The 26,893-nt window shown below is 62.5% G+C and carries 20 protein-coding genes; 18 read left to right on the top strand and 2 right to left on the bottom strand.

All coding sequences use genetic code 11. From position 1 onward, the window contains the following. Nucleotides 1-101: 101 nt before the first annotated feature. The 10 genes from NIM87_RS18755 (at nt 102) to NIM87_RS17525 (ending at nt 13,608) form a co-directional block, all read left to right on the top strand. Nucleotides 102-1,928 carry a heparinase II/III domain-containing protein gene (locus NIM87_RS18755; protein WP_254676023.1) on the top strand — a complete coding sequence of 609 codons (1,827 nt, stop codon included), beginning with the start codon at nt 102-104 and terminating at the stop codon, nt 1,926-1,928. A 113-nt stretch (nt 1,929-2,041) separates the two neighbouring features. Next, nucleotides 2,042-3,949 carry an ABC transporter substrate-binding protein gene (locus NIM87_RS17565; RefSeq protein WP_254676022.1) on the top strand — a complete coding sequence of 636 codons (1,908 nt, stop codon included), beginning with the start codon at nt 2,042-2,044 and terminating at the stop codon, nt 3,947-3,949. A 102-nt stretch (nt 3,950-4,051) separates the two neighbouring features. Next, nucleotides 4,052-5,041, top strand: coding sequence for an ABC transporter permease (locus tag NIM87_RS17560; RefSeq protein WP_254676020.1), 990 nt, complete (start codon nt 4,052-4,054; stop codon nt 5,039-5,041). After that, nucleotides 5,041-6,180 (top strand): ABC transporter permease, encoded by a 1,140-nt coding sequence (locus NIM87_RS17555; protein ID WP_254676019.1) that lies wholly within the window; start codon nt 5,041-5,043, stop codon nt 6,178-6,180. Before NIM87_RS17560 ends, NIM87_RS17555 begins: the two co-directional genes overlap by 1 nt. Then, nucleotides 6,170-7,189 (top strand): ABC transporter ATP-binding protein, encoded by a 1,020-nt coding sequence (locus NIM87_RS17550; RefSeq protein ID WP_254676018.1) that lies wholly within the window; start codon nt 6,170-6,172, stop codon nt 7,187-7,189. The genes NIM87_RS17555 and NIM87_RS17550 overlap by 11 nt, the downstream gene beginning before the upstream one ends. Then, nucleotides 7,186-8,217, top strand: a complete 1,032-nt coding sequence (locus NIM87_RS17545; RefSeq protein ID WP_254676017.1) for an ABC transporter ATP-binding protein — start codon at nt 7,186-7,188, stop codon at nt 8,215-8,217. The genes NIM87_RS17550 and NIM87_RS17545 overlap by 4 nt, the downstream gene beginning before the upstream one ends. Nucleotide 8,218: 1 nt before the next feature. Further along, nucleotides 8,219-10,072 (top strand): DUF2264 domain-containing protein, encoded by a 1,854-nt coding sequence (locus NIM87_RS17540; protein WP_254676016.1) that lies wholly within the window; start codon nt 8,219-8,221, stop codon nt 10,070-10,072. Beyond that, complete coding sequence (locus tag NIM87_RS17535) at nt 10,069-11,079, top strand: hydroxyacid dehydrogenase (protein WP_254676044.1); 1,011 nt, start codon at nt 10,069-10,071, stop codon at nt 11,077-11,079. The genes NIM87_RS17540 and NIM87_RS17535 overlap by 4 nt, the downstream gene beginning before the upstream one ends. Nucleotides 11,080-11,165: 86 nt before the next feature. Beyond that, nucleotides 11,166-12,797, top strand: a complete 1,632-nt coding sequence (locus tag NIM87_RS17530; protein WP_254676043.1) for an acyltransferase — start codon at nt 11,166-11,168, stop codon at nt 12,795-12,797. A 166-nt stretch (nt 12,798-12,963) separates the two neighbouring features. Then, nucleotides 12,964-13,608 (top strand): ThuA domain-containing protein, encoded by a 645-nt coding sequence (locus NIM87_RS17525; RefSeq protein WP_254676014.1) that lies wholly within the window; start codon nt 12,964-12,966, stop codon nt 13,606-13,608. Here the strand turns inward: NIM87_RS17525 and NIM87_RS17520 are convergent, their stop codons facing one another. Then, nucleotides 13,609-14,328, bottom strand: coding sequence for a class I SAM-dependent methyltransferase (locus NIM87_RS17520; protein WP_254676013.1), 720 nt, complete (start codon nt 14,326-14,328; stop codon nt 13,609-13,611). A gap of 158 nt (nt 14,329-14,486) precedes the next feature. Between NIM87_RS17520 and NIM87_RS17515 the strand changes: the two genes are divergently transcribed. The 7 genes from NIM87_RS17515 to NIM87_RS17485 all read left to right on the top strand — a co-directional run bounded on the left by NIM87_RS17515 (nt 14,487) and on the right by NIM87_RS17485 (nt 24,437). After that, nucleotides 14,487-16,922, top strand: coding sequence for an EAL domain-containing protein (locus NIM87_RS17515; protein WP_254676012.1), 2,436 nt, complete (start codon nt 14,487-14,489; stop codon nt 16,920-16,922). Between the two features lie 56 nt (nt 16,923-16,978). Continuing rightward, nucleotides 16,979-17,968: a LacI family DNA-binding transcriptional regulator gene (locus tag NIM87_RS17510; RefSeq protein ID WP_254676011.1), complete on the top strand. Its 990-nt coding sequence runs from the start codon at nt 16,979-16,981 to the stop codon at nt 17,966-17,968. A gap of 105 nt (nt 17,969-18,073) precedes the next feature. Next, the gene (locus tag NIM87_RS17505) at nt 18,074-19,348 is read left to right on the top strand and encodes an ABC transporter substrate-binding protein (protein ID WP_254676010.1); all 1,275 of its coding nucleotides are present in this window, start codon (nt 18,074-18,076) and stop codon (nt 19,346-19,348) included. Nucleotides 19,349-19,508: 160 nt separating this feature from the next. Then, the gene (locus NIM87_RS17500) at nt 19,509-20,342 is read left to right on the top strand and encodes a carbohydrate ABC transporter permease (RefSeq protein WP_254676042.1); all 834 of its coding nucleotides are present in this window, start codon (nt 19,509-19,511) and stop codon (nt 20,340-20,342) included. Beyond that, the gene (locus NIM87_RS17495) at nt 20,339-21,157 is read left to right on the top strand and encodes a carbohydrate ABC transporter permease (RefSeq protein WP_254676009.1); all 819 of its coding nucleotides are present in this window, start codon (nt 20,339-20,341) and stop codon (nt 21,155-21,157) included. Before NIM87_RS17500 ends, NIM87_RS17495 begins: the two co-directional genes overlap by 4 nt. A gap of 8 nt (nt 21,158-21,165) precedes the next feature. After that, the gene (locus NIM87_RS17490) at nt 21,166-23,367 is read left to right on the top strand and encodes a glycoside hydrolase family 2 protein (RefSeq protein ID WP_254676008.1); all 2,202 of its coding nucleotides are present in this window, start codon (nt 21,166-21,168) and stop codon (nt 23,365-23,367) included. Between the two features lie 11 nt (nt 23,368-23,378). Then, nucleotides 23,379-24,437: an ABC transporter ATP-binding protein gene (locus NIM87_RS17485; protein WP_254676007.1), complete on the top strand. Its 1,059-nt coding sequence runs from the start codon at nt 23,379-23,381 to the stop codon at nt 24,435-24,437. Nucleotides 24,438-24,455: 18 nt separating this feature from the next. Here NIM87_RS17485 and NIM87_RS17480 read toward each other — a convergent pair whose 3' ends face one another. Then, nucleotides 24,456-25,652 (bottom strand): ROK family transcriptional regulator, encoded by a 1,197-nt coding sequence (locus NIM87_RS17480; protein ID WP_254676006.1) that lies wholly within the window; start codon nt 25,650-25,652, stop codon nt 24,456-24,458. Nucleotides 25,653-25,840: 188 nt separating this feature from the next. On the opposite strand from NIM87_RS17480, the gene NIM87_RS17475 reads away from it, so the two are divergent. Continuing rightward, complete coding sequence (locus tag NIM87_RS17475; protein ID WP_408640087.1) at nt 25,841-26,863, top strand: sugar ABC transporter substrate-binding protein; 1,023 nt, start codon at nt 25,841-25,843, stop codon at nt 26,861-26,863. Nucleotides 26,864-26,893: the final 30 nt, after the last annotated feature.

The raw sequence follows: 26,893 nt of genomic DNA, 5'->3' as shown, positions 1-26,893 counted from the left end.
GAATTTGCGCAAATTCGTGCGTAGCCTTGCAAAACGTTGAGGCCAGCCCCCAAAAATATCTGCATCAGCAGAAAATCGGCCAAAACCAAGGGAGTAGCGCGGTGGATTTACGGCGTTGGAACGTCAGGCATGTCGGCATGGTGCTCGCCGCCGCGCCCGATTTTGCGCCGTTCCCTGCCACCAACACCCCCCAATTTGAGGCGCTGAAAGCCCGTCTCGGCGCCGCGCCACTGGCCGATTTGCTGGCTTTGGCGGCCCGCGATATCGATGCGCCCATCCCGGCCCTGCCGGCTCACCTCTATCACGAATTCCGCGAAACCGGTCGCCGCGAGGGCTATGAAGATGCCCAGCGCGACAGGCGCAATATGCTCTACCGCCTCACCTTGGCCGAATGGTTTGAGGGCCAGGGGCGTTTCCTGCCCACCCTTGAAGACCTGGCCTGGGCGCGGCTCGAAGAGACCAATTGGGCCTGGCCCGCCCATGCCCGCGAGCTTGACCGCCCTGACCATCCGACGCTCGATCTGGCCGCCGCAATGACCGCGCTCGACATGGCGGAGATGGATTATCTGATCGGCGCGCGCCTTTCGCCCAATCTGCGCTCCCGCCTGCGCGTCGAGGTTGAGCGTCGGGCCATCGGTCCCTTCCTTGAGCGTGACGACCACTGGTGGCTGCATACGACGCCGCAAAAACAGGTCAATAACTGGACCGCCGTTTGCGTGGCAGGGGTGGTCGGCGCCGCGCTTTACCTTGAAGCCGACAGCGACCGGCTGGCCCGCATCGTCACTCGCGGACTTTCGAGTCTGGCCGATTACCTCGAAACATTTGACGCCCAGGGCGGCTCTACCGAGGGTCCAGACTATTGGACCTATGGCTTCGGCAATTATTGCGTGCTGGCCCACCTGCTGCATGCGCGCACCGGTGGCGCCATCGACCTGCTCTCGGGGGACTATCTGCGCGACATCGCCCAGTTCCCGCTGCGTACCATGCTGGCGCCGGGTGTCTGGGTCAGCTTTTCCGACAGCGACAGCAATCCGGTTTTTCATCCCGGCCTGCTCAGCCACCTCGCGGCGCATCTCGATCTGCCTGGCCTTCTAGGCATGGGCATGCGCAATGATTTTGCGGTCACCGGGTTCAACCAGTTCGCCTGGCCGCTGCGCCAATATGCCTGGCCACTGCCCCCCACTGCCGAGCTGGCCCAGCCCGACGTGCACGACTGGTACGACGAGATGGGCTGGATGATCAGCCGCCTCAACCCGGCTGACGCCAACGCCCTCTGCCTTGGTGTCAAGGGCGGGCACAATGACGAGATGCACAACCAGAACGATGTCGGTTCGTTCATGGTGGTCTCGGGCGGCAAGGTGGTGCTGACCGATCCGGGGCGCGGGCGCTATTCCAAGGCCTATTTCGGCCCCGAGCGCTACGCCAATCTGATGGCCTCATCGCGCGGGCATCCGGTGCCCGTGATCAATGGGTTCGAGCAGGCCGAGGGGCGTCAGTTCAGGGCGACGGTGCTCGCCCACAGCCATTCCGCGACCGCTGATCGGCTCGACCTTGACATGACGGCAGCCTATCCCGCCGGCGCCGGGCTCAAGGCCCTCAAGCGCAGCGTGACGCTTGACCGCGCCACCCCCGGTGGTCGCGTGCTGCTCGAGGACAACTTTGAATTTGCTGGCAGCAAGGGCCACTTCCAGTCCGTCCTGGTGACGCCCATGCCGGCGCAGCTGGAAGGCGGCGCCGTGCTTATTGGCGCCCCCGGCGCAGGCCTGCGCGTCGATTTCGACGCTGCGGCGCTCGATGTTGCCTTCGACAGGCACGACGGGGTGGAAAAGCAATACCAGCCCGCCGTCGATCTCATTCGTGTGGTGTTTACCCCCCGGCAGCCGGCCGGGCAGGGGCGCCTCGCGCTCGAAATCTCGCCGCTCGCTTGAGGGGAGAGTGCTGTCCTGATGGGCAGCTCCATCGTGGTTTTCAGCGCAGAGGAGCGCTGAAAGTCTGAATTGAAAGCCGGCGGCGGGACAGCCCCGGACAAGGGAGGACTAGGATGAGGAAAGACCAATTCTTTGGTTTGACCGGTGCAGTGGCCATCGCGGCCATTCTGGCAGCGGCAGGCCCAGCGCTGGCCGCCGGCCAGGCACCCGCGCTTGAAGCGCTGGTCGCAAGCGGCGATCTGCCACCGCTCGAAGAGCGCCTGCCAGCCAATCCGCTGGTCGTCGAAGGGGATTCCATCGGCACCTATGGCGGCACCTGGCGCATGGGCATGAACGGCGGCGGCGACAACGGCTTGATCGTCAAGACCGTGGCCTATGAAGGCCTCGTGCGTTTCGACCGCGACTGGCAGACCGTCGTGCCCAACCTGGCCGAAAGCTGGGAAGCCAATGCCGACGCCACCGAATACACCTTCAAGCTGCGCGATGGCGTCAAGTGGAGCGACGGCACTCCGTTCACCTCGGCTGACATCGCGTTTGCCGTTGAAATCTACAAGGACCCCGATTATCCGGCCGGCAGCTGGATCGACAACAAGAACAACCCGGTCAACATCGAGGTCATTGACGAGCTGACCTTCAAGTTCAAGTTCGACAAGCCCAATGGCATGTTGATGGACCAGATGGCGAGCGTGGATGGCATCCACATCACCTCGCTGCAGAAGGCCTACTGCAGCCAGTTCCATCCCACCTACAACGAGAACGCCGCCGCTGAAGCCGAGGCCAAGGGCTTCTCAAGCTGGGCGCTTTACCTGCAGGATCGCTGCGCCTGGGGTTGGGAAACCATCCGCTTCGCCAATCCCGATCTGCCCACGCTCTATGGCTGGGTGATCGAGACTCCGCTGACTGCCAATGCCAGCCGCGTCACCTGGACCCGCAATCCCTATTATTGGAAGGTCGATGCCGAGGGGAACCAGCTTCCCTATATCGACAATCTTGACATGCGCGTCAGCCAGGGCGGTGTTGAGGAGCTGACCCTTGCAGCTCTCAATGGCGAGATCGACTTCCAGGAACGCCACATTGCGACCAATGTGAACAAGCCGCTGTTCTTCGATGGCCAGGAAGCCGGTGATTATCACCTGGGCGAGGTCATTCCCTCGGCCTCCAACACCCTGGTGCTGCAGCTCAATTTCAACCACGACGATCCGGTCAAGCGCGAGCTCTACCAGAACAAGGATTTCCGCGTCGGCATTTCCCATGCCATCGACCGCGAAGAAATCGTCGACGTGGTCTTCACCGGCCAAGGCGAACCCTTCCAGGTCGCCCCGCGTCCACAGTCTCCATTCTATGACGAGGAACTGGCCAAGCAGTACACCGAGTTCGACCCGGACCTCGCCATCGAGCATCTTGAAGCGGCAGGCCTGACGGAAATGAACGGCGACGGTATCCGCCTGATGAGCAATGGCGAGCCGGCCAAGATCACCATCGACGTGATTTCGGCGCTCCGTCCTGAATGGATCGATATCCTCGAAATCATGCAGCTCCAGTTGGCTGCCGTCGGTGTCGAGATCGAGCTCAACAATATCGACCGCACCCTGTTCTACGAAAAGCGCCCGGGCAATGACTTCGACGCCCAGGTCTGGGCTGGCGACGGTGGTCTCGAAGTGGTGCAGGAGCCCCGCTACTACTTCCCGGCCAATGACGAAAGCGTCTGGGCCTACAAGTGGGCACAGTGGTTCAACGGCACGCGTCCCGAGATCGCTGAAGAGCCAGCCGAATGGGCCAAGGAGCAGATGGAACTCTACACCCAGATCCGCTCGTCCTCGTCCCCCGAAGAGCGCGCCGACCTGATGAAGCAGATCCTGGCCATCACCAAGGAACAGTTCCCGGTGATCGGCGTCAGCCTCATGCCCAACTCCTACTCGATCATTCGCAACAACCTTCGGAACGCACCGGAATCCATGTTCAACGCATGGCTCTTCCCGACCCCGTCGCCGATGGACCCGGTGGTCTGGTACTTCGAGTAGAGCGGTCAAAACACAGCGGGTCACCTTCCCCCCGCTCCGTCCCCTCGCGGCGCTTCCCGGCTGCGAGGGGAACCTCCAAACCATCCAAAGGCCCGCCCCGCCATGGTCCAGTTTATCATTCGTCGCCTGATCGCCATGCTGCTGACGCTGTTCGCCATCTCTTTTGTGGCCTTCGCGATCATCCAGCTGCCGCCGGGCGATTATCTCACCAGCTATATCGCCTCGCTCGCCGCCACCGGTGATCAGGTTGACCCACGGGTCATCGAAAACCTGCGGGCCCAATATGGCTTGGGGGAACCCTATCTGGTGCAATATTGGAAATGGCTGGCCGGCATCCTGCAGGGCAATTTCGGTTCGAGCTTTGAATGGAAGCGCCCGGTGACCGAGCTGATCTGGGGTCGCCTGGGCAATTCGATCCTGGTCGAAGGCCTTGCCGTCATCGTCATGTGGTTCATCGCCCTGCCCATCGGCATCTATGCGGCGGTGCGCAAATATTCGCTTGGCGATTATCTCGCCACCGTGGCCGGCTTCATCGGTCTCGCCGTCCCCAATTTCCTTTTCGCACTCATTCTCATGTACCTGGCCTACACCTGGTTCGGTACGACGCTCGGCGGGCTGTTCTCGCCCGAGTTCGAGACCGCGCGCTGGAGCCTGCCCCGCATCTGGGATTTCTTTGCCCATGCCTGGGCGCCGGTCCTGGTGCTGGCCACCGGCGGCACCGCCGAGCTGATCCGCATCCTGCGCGCCAATCTGCTCGATGAGCTGAAAAAGCCCTATGTGGTCACAGCCCGCGCCAAGGGCCTGCCCGAGTGGAAAGTAATCCTCAAATATCCTGTGCGCCTGGCACTCAATCCGCTGATTTCCACCATCGGCTGGCTGCTGCCCGCGCTGGTCTCGGGTTCGGTCATCGTCTCGGTGGTGATGAACCTGCCGACTGCCGGGCCGATGCTGCTGCGCTCGCTCACCACCCAGGACATGTATCTGGCCGGGGCGATCATCCTGCTCCTGAGCGTTCTTACCGTCATCGGCACGCTGATCTCGGACATTCTGCTCGCCCTCATCGATCCCCGTATTCGCTACGGGGCCAAGTAATGGCTGTCCAAAGCATGGAACAAATCGTCCCCGTCGCCGTCCCCCGCCGGACCGCTCGCGAAAGCCAGTTCGGTCTGATGTGGCGCCGCTTCCGGCAGCACAAGCTGGCCCTGGTCAGCCTCTGGATCGTGGCTGTCTTTTATCTGATCGCCATCCTGGCCGAATTCCTGGCCCCGGTGGACCCGTCCGACTACAGCGCCCGCTACACCTATGCGCCGCCGCAGGGTCTTAATTTCGTGGCGCAGAACGAAGACGGCAGCTGGCATTTCGGTCCCTATGTCTATGCCTATAAAACCGAGATCGATCCGGTGGCCCTGCGCCGCACCTTCGTGCTCGACGAGACCAAGCGGTTGCCGGTGCATTTCTTCACCGAAAGCGAGCCCTATCGCCTGGCCGGTTTCATTCCCATGTCGATCAAGTTCATGGGCGTCGAAAACCCGCGCGATCCCTTCTATATTCTAGGTGCCGACCGGCTGGGCCGCGACCTTCTGAGCCGCCTCATTCATGGCACGCGCATCTCCCTTTCCATTGGTCTGGCCGGCGTCACCTTGAGCTTGTTCTTCGGCGTGGTCATCGGCGGGTTCGCCGGTTTTTATGGCGGCTGGTTTGATGGCGCGGTCATGCGCACGGTCGAGTTCATCCGCTCCATGCCCACCATTCCGCTCTGGCTCGGCCTGGCCGCCGCCATGCCCAAGGACTGGTCTGCCCTCCAGACTTATTTCGCCATTACCATCATTCTCTCGCTGATCGGCTGGACCGAATTGGCGCGCGTTGTCCGCGGGCGGTTCCTCTCGCTCCGCACCGAGGATTTCGTGACGGCGGCGCAGCTCGATGGCGCCAGCGACTGGCGTATCGTCACCCGGCACATGGTGCCCAGTTTTACCAGCCACATCATCGCGGCGGCGACGCTCGCCATTCCCGGCATGATCCTGGCGGAAACGGCGCTGAGCTTCCTCGGCCTGGGCCTTCAGGCTCCCATCGTCAGCTGGGGCACGCTGCTTCAGGACGCGCAGAACATTCGCACCCTGGCCACCGCCCCATGGCTCCTGGCCCCCGGCCTTTGCGTTGTCGTGGTCATCCTTGCCCTCAATTTCTTCGGAGACGGCCTTCGTGATGCCGCAGACCCCCATGGCCGCTAAACCCCTCCTGACCATCAACGACATGTCCATTGTCTTCTCCTCCCCCGACGAGGCGGATATCGAGGCGGTGCGACAGGTTGACCTGACCCTCACCCCTGGCAAAACGTTGGCGCTGGTGGGCGAAAGCGGCTGTGGCAAGTCCGTCACCGCCCGCGCCGTACTGCGCCTGCTTGATCGCAACGCCAAGATCCCGAGCGGGAAAATCCTCTACGATACCGGCGCCGGGCCGGTCGACATTGCCCGCCTCAATTCCGATAGCCTGGCCATGCGCGCCATTCGCGGCGCGGAAATCTCGATGATTTTCCAGGAGCCGATGTCCTCGCTCTCGCCGGTGCACACCATCGGCGACCAGATCGACGAAATCATCGTGCTGCATGATCGCCTCAACAAGAAGCAGGCCCGCGAACGCACCATCTCTCTGCTCGACCAGGTCGGCGTCCCCGGTGCCCGTGACCGCGCCAATGCCTATCCCTTTGAGCTCTCTGGTGGGCTGAGGCAGCGCGCCATGATCGCCATGGCGCTCGCCTGCACGCCCAAGCTGTTGATTGCCGATGAGCCAACCACGGCGCTCGATGTGACGACGCAGGCGCAAATTCTCGATCTCCTGCGCCAGTTGCAGGACGATTTTGGCATGGCCATGCTGTTCATCACCCATGACCTTGGCGTCGTGGCCGAAATCGCTGACGAAATCGCCGTCATGTATCTGGGCGACGTGGTGGAGCAGGGGGACGTCTATGAGGTGTTCCGTGCGCCCAAGCACCCCTATACCCAGGCGCTGATGAATTCGGTGCCGCGCCTGATGCGCAAGGCCGAGCGGCAGCGCCTCACCCCCATCAAGGGCACCGTGCCGTCCCCCAAGGACCGCCCCAATGGCTGCGCCTTCACCAGCCGTTGCCCACATGCCTTCGGTCCCTGCGCCGAAATCCGCCCCCAACGCACCATGGTCAGCACCGGCCACACTGCCCGCTGCCATCTGCTCACGCATGAAAAGGCGGAGGCCTTCGCATGACCACGCTGCTGTCCGTCGAAAATCTCAGCAAAGTCTTCCATCTCGGGGGCGGCCTCTTCAGGCAGGGCCGCGAACTGGTGGCGCTCAACGATGTCAACCTCACCGTTGAGGCCGGTGAAACCCTTGCCATCGTGGGCGAGAGCGGCTGCGGCAAGACCACCCTGGGGCGCTGCATCATCAAGGCGCAGCCGGTCAGTTCCGGCCACGTTTACTACCATCCAGAAGGTGGCACGAGCGTTGACCTGACAACCCTCGATAAGCGCGCGATAAAACCCTATCGCCGCGACATCCGCATGATCTTCCAGGACCCGATGAGTTCGCTCAACCCCAATATGCGGGTCTTCGATATCGTCGCCGAGCCGCTGCGCGTCCATAAGCTGATGCGCGGCAAGGAGCTGGAAGCGCGGGTCTATGACACCCTGGCCAAGGTCGGCATTTCGCCCGATGCCGCCGGCCGCTATCCGCACGCCTTTTCCGGCGGCCAGCGGCAGCGCATCGGCATTGCCCGCGCGCTGGTTCTCGACCCCAAACTGGTGATTGCCGACGAGGCGGTTTCCGCCCTCGACGTCTCGATCCAGGCACAGGTGCTCAACCTTCTCGATGATCTCAAGGAAGAGTTCGGCCTCACCTATATCTTCATCAGCCACGATCTGGGCGTGGTGAACTACATCGCTGACCGCGTGGTGGTGATGTACCTTGGCCATGTGGTGGAAACCTCACCGACAGACCTGCTGTTCGAGCGTCCACGCCACCCCTACACCGAAATGCTGCTCGAAGCCCTGCCCATTGCCGACCCGACCCGGCGCAAGGGGCGTCGCCCTGAGCTCAAGGGCGAAATCCCCTATCTCGGCAACCGCCCGCAGGGCTGCCCGTTCAATACCCGCTGCAAGTATGCACAGGACCGCTGCCGGACCGAAAAACCCGCCCTGCGCGCCATCAACGGCACGGCCCAGTCCGCGGCCTGCCACTTTGCCGACACTCTCGATCTCACGGGCGCCTATGAAGCCCCGCAAAAGGCTATTGCTTAAAATGACTTACGATCCGGCGAGCGCCAATCCGCTGTTTGGCAATTCCCTCCAGACGCGTGCCGATGTCGAACAGGGCCTGCGTGACCTGTTCGATCCGCTATTGCCCTATTTCTCGGCCGGAGGCGCCCGCGTGCGCCTCGACGGGGCAGGGGCTCATTTCGACCGCGCCGCGGCAGACCTTGAAGGCTTTGCCCGTCCGCTTTGGGGCCTGACGCCGCTGGCCGCCGGTGGCGGCGATTTCGCCCATTGGGAACTTTATCGCCAGGGCCTGGCCAATGGCACTGATCCCGATCACCCCGAATATTGGGGCGAGGTCAATTCAACCGACCAGCGCATGGTCGAGCTGGCGGCCGTCGGTTTCACCATGCGCATGGTGCCGCACCTTGTCTGGGAGCCGCTGCCGCAGAAGGCCAAGGACAATCTGGCGGTCTATCTCAAGCACGCCCGCCAGTTCGATTATGCCGACAACAACTGGAAGTTCTTCCGCATCCTGGTCGATCTCGGCCTTGAGGAATGCGGCGTCGCCTTCGACCGCTCTTTGACCGAAAGGTACCTTGAAGAGCTCGATGGTTTTTATCTCGGCGAAGGCTGGTACCGCGACGGCAACGTGCGCCGCATCGACCACTACATCCCCTTCGCCATGCACTTTTATGGGCTCATCTACGCCAAGTTGGCGCGCGGTGACGAGAAGCGAGTGGCCGCCTATAAGGAGCGGGCAAAACTCTTTGCCCAGGATATCCAGCACTGGTTCGACGAGGATGGTGGCACGCTGGCCTTCGGGCGCTCACTTACCTATCGCTTTGCCTGTGGCGGCTTCTGGGGCGCGCTGGCCTTTGCCGATGTCGAGGCGCTGCCCTTGGGCAAGATCAAGGGCCATTTCATGCGCCACCTGCGCTGGTGGGCCAAAAAACCCATCGCCCATGGCAATGGTGTGCTCTCCATCGGCTATGCCTATCCCAATCTCTTCATGTCCGAGAGCTACAATTCGGCCGGCTCGCCCTATTGGGCGCTGAAGGCCTTCCTGCCGCTGGCCCTGCCTGCCGACCATCCCTTCTGGACCGCCGAGGAAGAAGCCGCCGGCTTTGATGCCGCGCCGGTGCCGCTCAAGCATCCGGGCATGGTGGCGTTCCATACACGGGGCAATGTGGTGGCGCTGTCTTCGGGACAGCAGAACTGGCAGATGCGCGCCGGCACTGAGAAATACGCCAAATTCGCCTATTCCAGCCGATATGGATTTTCGGTCGAAGTGGACGAACGCAGCTATCACTCCGGCGCCTTCGACGGTGCCCTGGCCCTCAGCGACGATGGCCGCCACTACCGCGTTCGCGAAACCAATGAAACTGCCCAGATCGCCGGCGACACACTCCACGCCGTCTGGAAGCCTTGGGTCGACGTCACTGTTGAAACCTGGCTGCTGCCGGCCAATCCCTGGCATATCCGCGTCCACCGCATCACCACGCCAAGGGCCCTGCATGGAACCGAGGGTGGCTTTGCCATTGATCGCGCCGATCTCGGTGCCGACACCTATATCGACGAGAAAGCGCGCGGCATCGCCAAGTCGAAAACCGATCTCAGCGCCATTGTCTGCCTTGTGGGTGGTCGAGACGGCCGGGCCTTCCGCGCCCTGCCCAATACCAATCTGATCGCCAGCAAAACCATCGTGCCGCAGGTACGCGGGGATATTCCTGCTGGCACCACAATTCTGGTGACCGCAGCCATGGCCATGCCCTCGGGCACGGACGCGGAAGCCGCGCTGGCCAACCCGCCCCAGGCGCCCGATCTTGCCGCGCTCGAAGCCCTCTTTGCCCGTGAGGGCGTGGATGTGAGCGCCATTCTTGTGCCGGAGCGGTTCTGATGCGGCCAAAACTGACCTTCGCCTTTGACCCGCACAAGACGCGCCATGTTTTTGATCATGGCGCCATGGAGCGGCTCGAGGCCTGCTGCGAGGTGCTATCGTCCGCGCCGCTGACCAGCTTCGGCACCCCTGAGGCGCGGGCCATGCTGACCCAGACCAATATCCTTGTGACCGGCTGGGGCTGTCCGATGCTCACCCCCGACGTGCTGCGCGCCGCGCCCGGGCTCCAACTCGTGGCCCATGCTGCTGGCACGGTCAAATTCACTGTCGACCCCACGGCCTATGCCTCCGGCATCCGCGTTACCCACGCTGCCGAAGCCAATGCCGTGCCGGTGGCTGAGTTCACGCTGGCCACAATCCTGCTGGCCAACAAGCGCATTTTCGAGCTGCGCGATCTTTACCGCGCCGATCCCACACGCCGCTCCAGCTATGAGTTGATGGATCACCCGCTGGGTAATTTCCGCCGCACCGTCGGTCTTGTCGGCGCCTCGCGCATTGGCCGCAAGGTGGCGGCCATGCTGTCCGGTTTCGATTTCGAAGTGCTGCTCTACGATCCTTTCGTACAGCCCGATGACCCAATTGCCCGGCAGGTATCCCTGGTCGATCTCGACACCCTGATGGCCCGTTCGGACGTGGTCTCCATCCACGCGCCGTCGCTGCCCAATACACGCGGCATGATCGGCGCCCGTCAGCTAAAGCTGATGCAGGATGGCGCCGCCTTCATCAACACGGCGCGCGGTGCGCTGGTCGATGAAGCGGCCCTGCTGGCCGAACTCCAGACCGGTCGCATCCACGCCGTCATCGATGTCACCGACCCCGAAATCCCTCCCGCGGATTCGCCCTTTTTCTCCCTGCCCAATGTGTTCCTCACGCCCCATGTGGCCGGGGCCATCGGCGCCGAACGCGCCCGGCTCGGCCTGATGGCAGTGGAAGAAGTCGAACGGTTCGTCCGCGGCGAACCCATGCTTTATGAGATCGAACCCGAACTGCTGGAGCGGCTGGCGTGAGTTCAACAGAGGCATCCTCACCCGGCGCTTCGCGCCACCTTCTCGCCGCAAGGGACAAGAATGGCACCGAGCGCGCCGATGCTCCCATTCCTCTCCCGGGTGAGGGCGATGCTTGGCGTGGCTCCCGTCTCCAGTTCCTGACGTGGGATCGCACCCCCGACGACATCGACAGTCCCGAACATCGTTCAAGACAAGCCGAACTGGAAACGCGCGCCGGCGCCAGCTTTCATCCAACCGCCTATGTTGCCGCCGATGCAGCCATCTTCACGACCAGGCTTGTTCTGGGCGAGCAGAGCTGGATTGCCGGCCATGCCCTGGTGCGCGGTGATGTCACCTTCGGCGCTCATTGCACCGTCAATCCCTATGCCATGATTTCGGGCAAGGTGACGTGCGGCGACGGCGTCCGCATTGCCAGTCATGTCTCGTTGGTCGGCTTCAACCATGGCTTTGACGACCCCGGCCTGCCGATCTACCGTCAGAAGCACGAAACCCTGGGCATCACCATCGAGGACGATGTGTGGATCGGCGCCAATGCGGTTGTCGTCGATGGCGTCACCATCGGACGCGGCGCGGTGATCGCGGCAGGCGCCGTGGTCAGCAAGGACGTGCCGCCCATGGCAATCGTCGGCGGCGTTCCGGCAAAGGTCTTGCGCTATCGCGGGCAGGGGCGACGCAATGCGACGCGCGCCCAGTTGCAGGCGCTCGGCGAGCGGGCCCGGGCGCAGTTTCAGGACATCCTCCGTCGCAACACGCATGAGGGCGAATATCTCTCGCGCGAAAATCACGGCAGCGCCCGCATGAGCATCCGCCATCTCTGCGACGCCGTGGAAATCGCCACCGGTTTTGCCAGCCTGCCTGATGGGCTCGACATTCCCGCCACCATTGCCCGCCTGCAGGCCGTCCAGGACCCGGAAACGGGCCTGTTCCCCGATCCTTACCAGCCGCCCAGGCAGGGTGTGGCCATGCGCAACGATGGGCTGGCGCTCTACAATGTGCTGGCCGTGGGCTATGCGCTCGAAGTGCTCGGCAGCCAGCCTCTCCACAAGGTCTCCGCCGTTGAACTGTCAGCGCCCGATCTCTGCCAGTGGCTCGAGAGCCTCACCTGGCGCGAACGGGCCTGGGGCGCTGGCGCCGACGTCGATACCATGGGCACGGCACTCTATTTCAACGCCCGCTACTTCTCCACCGGCCATGCCCGGCAAACCCTTTTCGGCTGGCTCGCCCTCAATCAGGATCGTGCCTCGGGCCTGTGGGGTGCGCCCACCAAGGACCAGGGCCTGCTGCAACCCGTCAATGGCTTTTACCGATTGACGCGCGGCACCTATGCCCAGTTCGGCATTGCCGTGCCGCGTCCCGACGCCGCCATCGATTCAGTGCTGCTGAACCACCGCAATTATGGTGGCTTCTCCGGCCCCGCCTACACCGCCTGTAACCTGCTCGACACCATCCACCCGCTCTTGCTCTGCCTCAGCCAGACCGATCATCGCCGCGCCGAGGCGGAAGCCATTGCCCGCAATGTTATCGCTCGCGCCGGTGAGCGCTGGGTTGACGGCGAAGGTTTCGCTTTTGCCGACGGGCAGGGGCCGGGCCTCCAGGGCACGGAAATGTGGCTCTCGGTCGTGCATCTTGCGGCAAAGATCCTGGGCGAGGACGACGCGTTCTGCTTCGTCCCCAAGGGCGTACATCGAACCGAGGCAGTGGGGCTGGGGCTATGTTGAGCGACATTTTAGGCAGTAAGGCCCCCTCACCCGGCCTTCGGCCGACCTCTCCCCCGAGGGAGAGGTGTCGCTGCGCGACGTCGACCGGTCACCACCTCTCCCTTTGGGGGAGAGGTCGACGCAAAGCGGCGGGTGAGGGGGCCTTCCGCAAACCCGGAACTGCGACATGACAAAAAAAGCACTCGTCGTTTGGGGTGGCATGGAGCTGCACACCCCCGAGCGCGGCGCCCACGTGGTGCGCCAATTGCTCGAAGAGGAAGGCTTTGCCGTTACGGTCACACCCGACTATGACGCGCTTGGCGCGGATGATATCGGCAGCAATGATCTCGTCGTTCCCGTCATCACCGATGGCACTCTGGCGCCCGAGAAGATCAACGCTCTCATCGCCGCCATCCGCGCCGGCACGGGACTTGCGGGCTATCACATGGGCCTGGCCACGACCTTCCGCGCCAGCGTCGCCTTCCGCTACGCCGCCAGTGTCTATTGGGTGCAGCACCCGGGCAATATCATGACATATAGAGTCGATGTGACCCGCCCCGACCACCCGATCATGGCAGGCATCGAAAGTTTCGAGCACACGTCCGAGCAGTATTACCTCAACTACGATCCCGCAGTGGAGGTGCTGGCCACCACCACCTTCTCGGGCGAACACCACGCCTGGCGGAAAAACGTCGTCATGCCGGTGGTCTTCACCACCAATCACGACAAGGGGCGGGTCTTCTACTCATCACTCGGCCACACCGCCGACGAGTTGGAAATCCCCCAGGTGCGCACCATCCTCAAGCGCGGCCTGCTCTGGGCGGCCCGCTGATCACTGCTGTTGCTGCTGCGCCTGCTGCCGCAACACCTCGGACTCGGGCAGCGCATTGGCATATTTGAGCTCGCGATTGGCCCGTGCCCAGAACGCCGGATGCACTTTGTCGAGCAGTGCCGGGTCCGTCGGGGTCACCCCGAGCGCCGTGGCCATCGCGTCATCGAGATAGAGCACGATGTTCTGCCGATACCAGGCCGGCACCGCCTCGTCGCTCCAGATGAGCGGCCGCACCACATCGAACGCCCGATAGCCATGACCGGCAAAGTGCTGCGCCCAAAAACTCTGCCATTGCTCATTGCTGTGCCCGACGCCGCCCTGTCCGGGAATGGCAGCGCTGAACAGCACCGCCGGCGCCATGGCCACCAGATCGGCGACAAAACCGGCCGCGCGCTGCGCCGACAGATGCTCGGCTACCTCCAGCGACAGTACGAGGTCCACGCCCGGTCCCTCGAACGCCTCTTCAAGGTTTGCAGCCCTGAACCCGATACGCGGATCGTCCAGCATCGCCGGCTTCACCCAATCGCCTTCGATGCCAAAGACGTGCTCGGCGCCCATGTCGAGGGCTGCGGCCAGAAAGGTGCCGGTCCCGCAGCCGATATCGGCGAGGCGGTCCCGCTTCAGGCCCTCTGGCAGTGCCCGCAAGATCTGCCGGGCGGCATGCAATGTGTGCCCTCGTCGGTCAGCATAAAAATCGGGTGGGTAAAGATTGGTGGTCATGGCGCGTCCAGGCCCTCGCTCGCCGCAATGCTACAAGCGAATACGATAAACGCCTAGAATTCGATCACTTTCGCGCTTTTGCAGCGCAGAGGTGACGGTTCGGTAAGGCATTTACCCGCAGGGATACGGGTCCATAGGGATTTTTCCGTAGGCCCGCCTTGCCGATTGTCGATTTCTTCTTCACGTCCCACGCGCCGGGTCTCATCGTTCTGGCGGCCACGATCTGCCTGATATCGTCCTATGCCTGCATTGGCCTTCTGCGCCATGCCCATCGCTCCACCGGCCGCATGCGCAATGTATGGACCATGGTGGCTGCGCTGGCGGTTGGCTTTGGCATCTGGGCCACCCATTTCGTTGCCGTCCTGGCCTTCCGCCCCGGCTTTACCCTCAATTATGATCTCTGGTTGACGGCCCTTTCGCTGTTGATTGCCATACTGGTGTGCGGTGCCGGCATTGCCATGGCCATTCGCGGCACCAGCGCGCAGGATCGCTTTCTTGGCGGCGCGGTGGTGGGCGTTGCCATTTCCTCGATGCACTATGCCGGCATCGCGGCCCTGATCATGGGGGGAAGCCTGGACTGGAACCCTGCGCTGGTCGCCACATCGATCATCGCCGGCATCAGCTTGGGTGGTCTGGCCTTCGTCACTGGCATGGGCGGCAGCCTCCGCCGGGTTGTCGGTGGCGCCCTGCTGCTGACCCTGGCCATCTGTGCCATGCACTTCACCGCGATGGCGGCGGCCGATTTTTCCCGCTGCTTCCCGCTCTCCGTCAGCGGCGAACTGGACGGGTTCTGGCTCTCGATCGCGCTGACCTTCATTTCCATCCTGCTGCTGGCATTGGCGCTGGGCAGTTCCGTGCTCGACGAGGCAGATCGCCGCCGCACCGCACGCGAACGGGAGCGGGAATTGCGCGACGCCGAGCAGATCAGTGCGGTCACCAACAAGCTCGGGCTGGCCATGACCCACATGGCGCAGGGCTTGGCCCTCTACGATGCACAGGGTCGCATGCAGCTGCACAACCAGCGCTTCCCGGCGATGCTGGGCATTGACCCAGGCGCCGACCTGAGCGGCATCAGTTTCCGCGAGACCTGCCGCCTCACCATCATCGGCACGGGCGAAATTCCCGCTGACCTCGATGAGCGCCTGACCAATGTGCTCGACAATCACATGCCGCTGATCGAGCGGGGCGGGGACATCGTGCACACCTTCTCCGAGGATCGGGTGCTTCAGGTCAGTCACAGTCCCATCGGCAACGGTTCCTGGGTTACGACCGTTGACGATGTGACAGAACGCCATCGCTCGCAGCGCGCCATCGCCCATCTGGCCCGCCACGATGGGCTCACTGGTCTGCCCAACCGCGCGCGCTTCAACGAATCCTTTGATTGGGCGCTGGCCAAGGCCATTGAAAATGGCGAGCAGCTGGCCGTCATCGCCGTGGATCTCGACCACTTCAAGGAGATCAATGACAGCCACGGCCATGCCGCCGGCGATCTGGTGCTCAAAACCCTGGCGGCCCGCCTGAATGGCCTGCTGCGCGAAGGCGAGGTCGTCGCGCGCCTGGGTGGGGACGAGTTTGCCGCGCTCAAGATTTTCTCCAGCATGGATGCGCTGCGTGACTTCCTGGTGCGGATCGAGGCTACCCTGACGCGCCGTGTCGAAAGCGATGGTTTGACCGTGGCCCTCGGTGGCAGCATTGGCGTCGCTGTCTATCCCGACGATGGTCGCGAATTGTCCAAGCTGATGAGCAATGCCGACCTGGCCATGTATCGCGCCAAGGCCGAGTTCGACCGCCGCATCTGCTACTATGAACACGACATGGACGAGCAGGCCCGCCAGCGGCGCGACATCGCGCGCGATCTTTGGACGGCTGTTGAAAACAATGGTTTCTCCCTCGCCTACCAGGTGCAGAAGTCTGTCGCCTCCGGTGAGATCACCGGCTACGAAGTGCTGCTGCGCTGGAACCGGCCAGGCCATGGCAATGTCTCGCCAGCCGAGTTCATTCCCATCGCCGAGGAGTGCGGAGCCATCAGCGCCATCGGCGTCTGGGTCCTCAAGATGGCCTGCCTTGAGGCCGCCTCCTGGCCCGAACCCTGCAAGATCGCCGTCAATGTCTCGGGCATTCAGCTTGCCCAGATCGATCTGATCGATACCGTGCGCAACTCCTTGTTCATGTCGGGCCTGGCGCCCCATCGTCTGGAGCTCGAGGTCACCGAAACCTCGATCATCGGCGACAAGAACCGGGCCCTGCACATTCTGCGCCAGATCAAGGCCATGGGCGTATCCATTGCTATCGATGACTTCGGCACCGGCTATTCTTCGCTCGACACCCTGCGCAGCTTTCCCTTCGACAAGATCAAGATCGATCGCTCCTTCATGAACGAAGTCGAGAGCGACGAACAATCCAAGGCTATCGTGCGCGCCATCCTGGCGCTGGGGCGGAGCCTCTCGGTACCGGTTCTGGCCGAAGGCGTGGAAACCCGCGAGCAGCTCGATGTCCTGCGCAAGGAAGGCTGCACCGAGGCGCAGGGTTTCCTCCTGGGCCGCCCCGGCGCCATCGACTGGAACGACCGGCTGGAGCCGGGCTTGCGGGCCTGAGGCACGTTCTGCAAATCCATTGACCCCGGTGCGGGCCGGGAAGTAGCGTGCCAGCCATGGTCACCATCAAAGAAATTGCCGCCGCCGTCGGCGTCTCCAGCGCTACCGTTTCGCGCGTCCTTAATTACGATTCCACCCTCTCGATTTCCAACCGCAAGCGGCAGGCCATCATCGAGACGGCCGAAGCGCTGAACTATGCCACCCCGCGCAATCGCAATCGTGCCAATCAGCAGGGCCTGGTCCGCCTGGCGCTGGTGCACTTCCTGGCGCCCGAGCGCGAACTGGTCGATCCCTATTATGTGGCCCTGCGCCTGGGTATCGAGCGCCGCTGCGCTGCCCTCAAGATCGAGACGGTAAAAGTTTACCACACCGACGCCAAGCCCGACGCCAAGCTGTTGCAGGAGGCCTCGGGCACCATTGTCATTGGCCGCCACGACGATGACGAGACCGAATGGCTGCAGCGCAATTCCCGCCAGATCGTTTTTGCCGATCATGTGCCGACAGACGACCAGATCGATTCCGTTTCGGCGGATTTGCGTGCCGCCATGGAAAAGCTCTTGGTGGCATTGGCCCAGCGCGGCTATCGGCGCATTGCCTATATCGGCTGGGGCGACCGGCGGGCACAAGCTTTCGTCCAATGGATGACGGCTGCCGGCTGGTTCGATGATCGCCTGTTTCGCAGCGGCGACAATACCGAGGAGGGCGGCTATCGTTTGACGCGCGAGATATTATCCGAGCGCCGCCCCATCGATGCCATCGTCACCTTCAACGATTCCATGGCCATTGGTGTCTACCGCGCCCTGCATGAGGCGGGATTGTCCATTCCGCGCGATATCGGGGTTGCCAGCTTCAATGACATTTCCGTGGCCCAATTCCTCAATCCGCCGCTGACCACCGTGCATCTGCCGGCCGAGGAGATCGGTGAAACCGCCGTCGAACTGCTGCTCGAGCGGGTTGGCGGGCGCGAATTGGCCAAGCAAATCAATCTCGCATCACGCATTGTCTGGCGGGCCAGCACCCGTCCCCTGCCGGGCGAAAGCGCGTAGTAAAATTCTCCCAGTAAAAATTTACTGAAATTCTTGCGGACGCTCAAAAGTCATATTAGTCTGCTCACAGGGTGAAGAGGAAACACCCGATTGGGAGGATTATCAATGACCAGCTTTTCAACGCGCTTGAAGCGCTCGCTCGCCATCGCTTTGGCTGGCGTCTCCATGTTCAGCGTCACCAGTGCATCAGCGCTGGAAATCACCGTCTGGTGCTGGGACCCGAACTTTAACGGCGCCACCATGAAGCTCGCCGCCGAGAAATACGCGGCGGAACACCCCGACGTCACCGTCAACATCGTCGATTTCGCCAAGGCTGACCTTGAAACCAAGCTGCAGGCCCAGCTGGCTTCGGGCACCACCGATGGCCTGCCCGACATCGTGCTGATCGAGGACTACGGTGCACAGAAGTACCTGCAGTCCTTCCCCGGCGCCTTCGAGCCGCTCAGCGACAAGATCGATCTCTCGGGCTTCGCGCCCTACAAGGTCGAACTCGCCACGCTCAACGGCCAGGGCTATTCGCTGCCCTTCGACTCCGGTGTCACTGGCCTGTTCTATCGGTCTGACATTCTCGAAGAAGCCGGCTACACCGCTGCCGATCTTGAAGGCATCACTTGGAGCCGCCTGATCGAAATCGGCAAGGACATCAAGGAAAAGACCGGCCAGATTCTCCTGCCCATCGATCCCAATGATGCCGGCATCTTCCGCATCCTGATGCAGTCTGCCGGCTCCTGGTATTTCAACGCCGATGGCAGCGTGAACATTGCCAACAACGACGTGTTCAAGGCTGCCCTGCACACCTATCAGGACATGGTCGCCGCCGGCATCACCAAGCCGGTTGCCGGCTGGACCGAATACACCGGTTCGTTCACCTCGGGCGACACCCTGGCCACCGTCACAGGCGTGTGGATGGTTGGCACGATCAAGGCCAATGCCGATCAGTCCGGCCAGTGGGGCATTGCCCCGATCCCCGCTCTTGATGGCGTCGAGGGGGCAACCAACGCCTCCAACCTGGGTGGTTCGAGCTGGTATGTGATGTCCTCGGCCCCTGAAAAGGAAGCCGCCGTCGATTTCCTCTCCTCCGTCTGGGGTCAGGATGCCGATTTCTACCAGGAAATCCTCGTCAACCAGGGTGCGCTCGGTTCGCTCCTGGCCGCGCGTGAAGGCGAGGCCTATTCGGCCAGCGACGAGTTCTTCGGTGGCGCGCCGGTCTGGCAGAACTTCTCCACCTGGCTCGGCCAGATCCCGTCCGTGAACTATGGCATCTTCACCAACGAGGCCGACGCGGCTGTCGTGGCGCAGATCCCGGCCCTGACCAGTGGCGGCAATGTCGACGAGATCGCCGCGGCCATCGAGGCCCAGGTCAACCAGCAGGTCCAGTAACATCGGAAAACCGGGGGCGGCGTAACGCTGCCTCCGGCCTCCCCGAGACCCCCGCGCCCGGCGCGGGGGTCATCGGTGATTTTTGACACCAGGATTGGGGGTTGGCGTGGCGCAATCGGGTTTCGCGCGGAACGAGCAATGGAACGGCTGGCTCTTCGTCATGCCGGCCTTGATCCTTCTGGGGCTGTTCATGATCTATCCGATCCTCTGGTCGCTCTGGATGAGCTTCCAGGTCGGTCGCGGCATGAATTTCAGCTTCGGCGGCTTCAACAATATCCTGCGCCTGACGCAGGACCCGGTGTTTATCCGGGCGCTGACCAACACGCTGACATTCCTCGCCATCCAGGTGCCGATCATGCTGATCCTGGCCCTGTTGTTTGCCAACGCGCTCAATGACAGCAATCTGTGGGGCCGGTCCTGGTTCCGCACGGCCATCTTCCTGCCCTGCGTGACATCGCTGGTCGCCTATTCGGTAGTCTTCAAGTCCATGTTCGCCCAGGACGGCATCATGAACCAGATGCTGATGGCGCTCCACATTATCGGTGATCCCATTCCCTGGCTGGCCGATCCGTTCTGGGCCAAGGTGGTCATCATCAGCGCCATCACCTGGCGCTGGACCGGCTACAATATGATTTTCTATCTGGCCGCCATGCAGAACATCGACCGCTCGATCTATGAAGCGGCCAGAATTGACGGCGTCCCCGCCTGGGCCCGCTTCTGGTACATCACCGTGCCGATGCTCAAGCCCGTGATCCTGTTCACCACCGTGATCTCCACCATCGGCACCCTGCAGTTGTTCGACGAGCCGAACCTGATCACCAATGGTGGCGCGCCCTCGGATTCGACGCTGACGCTCTCGCTCTACATCTACAATCTGAGCTTCCGCTTCATGCCCAGCTTCGGTTACGCCGCCACTGTCTCCTATGTCATCGTGGTGCTGGTGGGCATTTTGACCTTCATCCAGTTCCTGGCTGCACGGGACCGCCGCGCATGAGCAATCCCCTCGCTTTGATCGGCCGCACCGCCACCTATCTGCTGCTGCTGCTGGCCGCTTTCATCTCGGTCTTTCCCTTCTTCTGGATGCTGGTGGGCGCCACCAATACCTCCGCCGATGTCATCAAGGGCAAGGCAACGCCGGGCGGCGCGCTCTGGACCAATATCGTGGTCTTCTTCACCTCGGTGGATATGCCACGCATCCTGTTCAACTCATTCTTCATCGCCGGCGTCGGCACCGCGCTGACGCTGCTGGTCTCCTCGCTCGCCGGCTATGGCTTCGAGATGTTCCGCTCGCGCTTCCGCGAGAAGATTTTCGGCAGCCTGCTGCTGATGTTGTCCATCCCCTTCGCTGCCCTCATGGTGCCGCTCTTCATCATGATGGCCAACCTCAAGATGATTAACACCTACCAGGCCATTATCCTGCCCACGGTGGCGTCGATCTTCATCGTTTTCTATTTCCGCCAGGCCACAAAGGCCTTCCCGCATGAGTTGCGCGATGCCGCCCGCATCGACGGGCTCAAGGAATGGCAGATCTTCCTCTTCGTCTATATGCCGGTGATGCGCTCGACCTATGCCGCGGCAACGATCATCGTCTTCATGGCCAACTGGAACAATTACCTCTGGCCGCTGATCGTGCTTCAGACCAATGAGATGAAGACCCTGACCCTGGTCGTCGCGGGCCTCACCTCGGCCTATACGCCCGATTTCGGCGTGGTCATGGTCGGCGCCATCTTTGCCACCCTGCCCACCCTCGTCATTTTCTTCCTGCTCCAGCGCCGCTTCGTCGAAGGCATGCTGGGTGCCGTCAAATAGAGTTTTCCATGCGTTCTCTGATCGACTTCAATTCCGGCTGGCTGTTTGAAGGCAAGGACACTGTCCGTCTGCCGCACACCGCCGTCGAACTGCCCTTCACCTATTTCGACGAGAAGGCCTATCAGCGCGTCTTCACCTACGAAAAGCGCTTCGAGGCCGATGCCGGCTGGCAGGGCAGGGACGTCTCGGTGATCTTCGATGGCGCCATGGCAAACGCGAAGGTCAGCCTCAACGGCATGGAGATTGCCGCCCACAAGGATGGCTATACGCCCTTTGAAGCGCGCCTCACCGGCACGCTGCAGCCGGGCGAAAACGTATTGACCGTTACCATCGACGGCAGCGAAAACCCTGAGATCCCGCCCTTTGGCGGTCAGATCGATTATCTGACCTATGCCGGCATCTATCGCGAAGCCTGGCTGCGGGTGACTGCGCCGGTCTTTGTCGGCAATGCCAAGGTGGAAACCCCCGACGCGCTGGCCGGCAAGAAATCGGTGCGCGCCCGCATCGATCTCGCCAACCCGCAGAACCTGCCGCTCTCGGGCAGGCTTAGGGCGACGCTGCTCGACAGCGCGGGCCAGGCCATTGCTGCGACCGATGCGACCATCACCGGCGCGACGGTTGAGGTCGGGTTTGATGATCTTTCGGGCATCGCCCTTTGGGACATCGTAAACCCCGCGCTCTATACGTTGGCCCTCACCCTCGACACCCCACACGGGCAGGACGAGGCCAGCTTCCGCTTTGGCTTCCGCACCGCCGAGTTTACTGCCGAAGGCTTCAAGCTCAACGGCAAACCGCTCAAACTCCGCGGTCTCAACCGCCACCAGTCGTTCCCCTATATGGGTTATGCGCTGGGTCGCTCGGCGCAGGAGCGCGACGCGGAAATTTTGAAGCGTGAACTCAAGCTCAACATGGTGCGCACCTCGCACTATCCGCAGAGCCACTATTTCCTCGACCGCTGCGATGAGCTGGGCCTGCTGGTCTTTGAAGAAATTCCCGGCTGGCAACATATCGGCGGCGAGAGCTGGAAGGACGAAAGCGTCGAAAACGTCCGGCGCATGATCACGCGAGACTGGAACCATCCTTCCATCGTCATCTGGGGCGTGCGCATCAACGAAAGCCAGGACGATCACGATTTCTACGTGCGCACCAATGCGCTGGCCCGCGAACTCGATCCCACCCGCTCCACCGGCGGCGTGCGCTACATCACGGACAGCGAACTGCTCGAAGACGTTTACACCATGAACGACTTCATCCTGGGCAATGAGGAATGGGGTGGCAATCGCCCACGGACCCCGCTCAGGCCACAGCAGGAGGTCACCGGCCTTGAGCGCGTCGTGCCCTATATGATCACTGAATATGGCGGGCACATGTACCCGACCAAGTCCTGGGATCAGGAGCAGCGTCAGGCCGAGCACGTGCTGCGCCACCTCGAGGTGATGAACGCCGCCTATGGCGATCCCCAGATTGCCGGCTGCATCGGCTGGTGCGCCTTCGACTACAACACCCACAAGGACTTCGGCTCCGGCGACCGCATCTGCCACCATGGCGTCATGGACATGTTCCGCGAACCAAAATTTGCCGCCTACGCCTATAGCAGCCAGTGCGAGCCGGACGATGAAGTCATCCTCAAGCCGGTCACCTTCTGGGCCCGCGGCGAGCGCAATATCGGCGGCGTGCTGCCCCTGATCATTCTCACCAATTGCGATGAGGTTGAATTGACCTATGGCAAGAACGCGCCCAAGCGCTTCAAGCCTGATCGCGCCGCCTTTCCGCATCTGCCCCACGCGCCGGTGATCATCACGCGCGCCCACCTGACCGACGAAGAACTCGGCCTCTGGGGCATGAGCTGGGAAGACGCCACCATCACCGGCTTCGTCAATGGCGAGGCGGTCAGCACCGTCAACTTCATTGCTGACCCCATGGCTCATGCTCTCGAAATCGTGCCCGACACCACCGAAATCCATGCCCAGGGCGATACCACCCGCGTCATGATCCGGGCGCTCGATCAGTCCGGCAAGAAACTGCCCTTCTTCCCCGAGCCGGTTTCCATCGAGGTTACAGGCGCCGCCGAACGCCTCGGCCCCGGCCTCGTGCCCCTGCGCGCCGGCTCCACCGGCTTCTGGCTCCGGTCCACCGGCAAGGGGCCGATCACCGTCACCGTCACCAGCGAACGGCTTGGCCGCGCTGTCGCAACCCTTTCCGCAAGCTGAGGAACAGCCCCATGTCTGGATTGAAGCTGGCCAATGTCAAAAAATCCTTCGGGGCCGTCGAGGTTATCAAGGGGGTTGATCTTGAGGTTGCCGACAAGGAGTTCGTGGTCTTTGTGGGTCCATCAGGCTGCGGCAAGTCTACCCTGCTGCGCATGATCGCCGGGCTCGAACAGATTTCCGGCGGCGACCTGTTCATCGGCGACGCCCGGATGAACGATGTCGATCCCTCCCAGCGCGGCATCGCCATGGTGTTCCAAACCTATGCGCTCTATCCTCACATGACCGTGCGCGAGAACATGGGCTTTGCGCTCAAATTCGCCGGTCGCCCCAAGGCCGAAATCGAGCAGCGCGTTGCCGAGGCCGCCCGCATCCTTGAATTGGGCCCGCTCCTTGAACGTCGCCCCGGCCAGTTGTCGGGCGGCCAGCGCCAGCGCGTCGCCATCGGCCGGGCCATTGTGCGCCACCCTGACGTATTCCTCTTTGACGAGCCGCTGTCCAATCTCGACGCCGAATTGCGCGTCCATATGCGTATCGAGATCGCGCGGCTGCATCAGGAACTCAAGACTACCATCATTTACGTCACCCACGACCAGGTCGAAGCCATGACCCTGGCCGACAAGATCGTGGTGTTGCGCGACGGGCGCATCGAACAGGTCGGCTCGCCCCTCGAACTCTACGACAACCCGGACAATATCTTCGTGGCCGGCTTCATCGGCTCGCCCAAAATGAACTTCCTCAAGGGCACCGCCGAGGCTGGCGGCATCCGCCTTGCCGATTTCCCCGGTCAGGTCATTCCCTCGCCGGTCGCGCTCGCGGATGGCACCGCGGTCACCGTCGGCATTCGGCCTGAGCATTTCTCGACCGAGGGCAGCGCCTCAATCGAGGTCAATGTCGAGATCATCGAGCATCTGGGCGGGGAGACCTATGCCTATGCCCGCGACAAGGGCGCCGAGCTGATAACCATCGCCACGGAAAACAATCGCACACTCAAGACCGCCGACCGCTACACGGCCCATTTCGACCCGGCGGCGCTGTTGGTGTTCGGGCAGGACGGGCTGCGGATACGCTGAACCGCTCCCGTCAGGGCATCACCCCTGAAGCCGCAAATTGCCGTTCATGAAATAGCGCTCGAATAGCGGGCTGGTGGCGGCGCCAATGGCGCGGGCGTTGAACCCGACCGTGCCGGCCTCGATGCGCGGTGCTATCAGCCCGCGCATGTCCTGGTTGACCAGATAGCGCCGCGTGCGCTCGACCAGTTCATGCTTGATCTCGTCGGGAAAGGCCCCATCGATCAGGATGGCCTCGAAGTCGATAACGGCGCAGACCGACAGGCTGGCCTTGGCCAATTCCTGCGCCGTGCGTCCGATCCAGGGTTCAACGAAGCGGCCAAACTGGCTCCAGTCCTGTGGCTGGGTCCACAGTTCCTGCGGGTCATGACCATTTTCAGCCAGCCGCGCTTCCAGCAGGTGGATCGAGGCCGTGTCGATTAGTTGCTGGCTCTCGCCCTGCGGCCCGAAGCTGCGCAATGACCCAAGCGCCCCCGCATTGCCCTGATGCCCCTGATAGACCGAGTGGTTGAGCACGATGCCGCCCCCGATAAAGGCGCCAATGAAGAAATAGGCGTAGTCGCGGAACTCCTTGCCGCGTCCATAGATATGCTCGGCCTGGCACCCGGCCGTGGCGTCGTTGACCACCTGCACCGGCAGATCGGTAAAGCTGGCCAGCTCCGCGGCGAAATCAACGTCGCGCCACGAAGCAAACTGTGCGGCGGGCGCGCCAACCAGCTCGCTCCACTTCCATAGTTCAAACGGCGTGCCGATCCCTATCCCGCAGATGCGGGCGCGTTCGGCGGGGCTGCATTGGGCCAGGATGGTCTCGATGCCTTCGCGCAGAAACGCAAAGATCGGCTGCGGCATGGGATATTTATAGGTCAGCCGCAGTTCGTGTCGCACCGTGCCGCGGAAGTCCGCGAGCAACAGCACAGCACTGCGCCGGCCGATCTTGCACCCCAGCGAAAGCACGCCGCCCTCGGCCAGGCTCATCGGTATCGAGGGCTTGCCGACCTTGCCTTTCACCGGCGCCCCGCGCGCCAATAGTCCTTCGGCCTCCATCTCCCTCAGGATAATGGAAACTGTTTGTGGGGAAAGGTTTGCGAGCCGCGCCAGGTCGCTGCCCGCCATCGGCCCATGCCGTTGCAGCAGGGTCAGCAGCAGGCGCTCATTGTGGTCGCGAACCCCACTCTGGTTCACGCCGCGGCTGACAGTTCTGATGATCGGTTCGCCCATGACGCGCACCATAGAGACAGCTTCCAGGAAGCGGAAGATAGCCCGGACCAAATAAATAAATAAAGTATATTTATATATTGACGGTGCCGTGAATCCCCGCCACCATGAGGCCGTCAAGACAAGCAGGTGGACATTTGTCGGCTGGGGAGGAGCCTCGCCGCAACACGTCCGCCAAGGGAGAGAGAAAAGTGAAGAAGCTGCTTATCGGCACTGCATTGTGCCTCGCCGCCATGAATGCCACGACCCCCGCAGCCATGGCCCAGGACGTTTCGGCCTGTCTGATCACCAAGACCGATACCAATCCCTTCTTCGTCAAGATGAAGGAAGGTGCCGAGGCCAAGGCGGCCGAACTGGGCATCACGCTCAAGTCATTCGCGGGCCGCGTCGATGGCGATCACGAAACCCAGGTCGCCGCCATTGAAACCTGCATCGCAGATGGCGCCAGCGGCATTCTGCTCACCGCCTCCGATACCTCGGCCATCGTGCAATCGGTGCAGCAGGCGCGCGACGCCGGTCTGCTGGTCATTGCGCTCGACACCCCGCTCAACCCCATCGATGCAGCCGACGCGACCTTTGCCACCGACAATTTCCTGGCCGGTGAACTGATCGGCAAATGGGCCGCCGGCAAGCTCGGTGCTGATGCGGCCAATGCCAAGATTGCCCTGCTCAACCTCGGCATCAGCCAGCCCACGGTCGACGTCCTGCGCAATCAGGGGTTCCTGCAGGGTTTTGGCATCGATCTGGCCGATCCAAACAAATGGGGCGACGAAACTGATCCGCGTATCGTTGGTCACGACGTCACTGCCGGCAATGAAGAGGGCGGCCGCGAGGCCATGGAAAACCTCCTGGTCAAGGACCCCATGATCAATGTGGTCCACACCATCAACGAGCCTTCGGCGGCCGGCGCCTATGAGGCCCTCAAATCCTTTGGCCGCGAGAACGATGTGCTGATCGTCTCGGTCGATGGCGGCTGCCCGGGTATTGCCAATGTGCGCGACGGCGTCATCGGCGCCACGTCCCAGCAATATCCGCTGCAGATGGCGGCCCTGGGTGTCGAGGCGATCAAGGCCTGGGCCGACACCGGCGTGAAGCCCGAGCCCACCCCCGGCAAGGACTTCTTCGACACCGGCGTCAGCCTGGTGACCGATGAGCCCGTGGACGGTGTTGAATCCATCGACACCACCGAAGGCGAAGCGCTCTGCTGGGGTTGATCGGTAATCTGCAATAGAATGGTGGCAGGG

Origin of the sequence: Devosia ureilytica, from assembly GCF_024273195.1 — a bacterium.
GTDB classification, from domain to species: Bacteria; Pseudomonadota; Alphaproteobacteria; order Rhizobiales; family Devosiaceae; genus Devosia; species Devosia ureilytica.
This window is presented reverse-complemented; position numbering and strand designations above follow the sequence as displayed.

Excerpts from the sequence above, each read along its gene's own strand:
- NIM87_RS17555 (WP_254676019.1), top strand. The coding sequence starts at position 5,041 with ATGGCTGTCCAAAGCATGGAACAAATCGTCCCCGTCGCCGTCCCCCGC.
- NIM87_RS17545 (WP_254676017.1), top strand. The coding sequence starts at position 7,186 with ATGACCACGCTGCTGTCCGTCGAAAATCTCAGCAAAGTCTTCCATCTC.
- NIM87_RS17540 (WP_254676016.1), top strand. The coding sequence starts at position 8,219 with ATGACTTACGATCCGGCGAGCGCCAATCCGCTGTTTGGCAATTCCCTC.
- NIM87_RS17490 (WP_254676008.1), top strand. The coding sequence starts at position 21,166 with ATGCGTTCTCTGATCGACTTCAATTCCGGCTGGCTGTTTGAAGGCAAG.
- NIM87_RS17565 (WP_254676022.1), top strand. The coding sequence starts at position 2,042 with ATGAGGAAAGACCAATTCTTTGGTTTGACCGGTGCAGTGGCCATCGCG.
- NIM87_RS17505 (WP_254676010.1), top strand. The coding sequence starts at position 18,074 with ATGACCAGCTTTTCAACGCGCTTGAAGCGCTCGCTCGCCATCGCTTTG.
- NIM87_RS17560 (WP_254676020.1), top strand. The coding sequence starts at position 4,052 with ATGGTCCAGTTTATCATTCGTCGCCTGATCGCCATGCTGCTGACGCTG.
- NIM87_RS17480 (WP_254676006.1), bottom strand. The coding sequence starts at position 25,652 with ATGGGCGAACCGATCATCAGAACTGTCAGCCGCGGCGTGAACCAGAGT.
- NIM87_RS17485 (WP_254676007.1), top strand. The coding sequence starts at position 23,379 with ATGTCTGGATTGAAGCTGGCCAATGTCAAAAAATCCTTCGGGGCCGTC.
- NIM87_RS17525 (WP_254676014.1), top strand. The coding sequence starts at position 12,964 with ATGACAAAAAAAGCACTCGTCGTTTGGGGTGGCATGGAGCTGCACACC.
- NIM87_RS17495 (WP_254676009.1), top strand. The coding sequence starts at position 20,339 with ATGAGCAATCCCCTCGCTTTGATCGGCCGCACCGCCACCTATCTGCTG.
- NIM87_RS17500 (WP_254676042.1), top strand. The coding sequence starts at position 19,509 with ATGCCGGCCTTGATCCTTCTGGGGCTGTTCATGATCTATCCGATCCTC.
- NIM87_RS17520 (WP_254676013.1), bottom strand. The coding sequence starts at position 14,328 with ATGACCACCAATCTTTACCCACCCGATTTTTATGCTGACCGACGAGGG.
- NIM87_RS17510 (WP_254676011.1), top strand. The coding sequence starts at position 16,979 with ATGGTCACCATCAAAGAAATTGCCGCCGCCGTCGGCGTCTCCAGCGCT.
- NIM87_RS17550 (WP_254676018.1), top strand. The coding sequence starts at position 6,170 with ATGGCCGCTAAACCCCTCCTGACCATCAACGACATGTCCATTGTCTTC.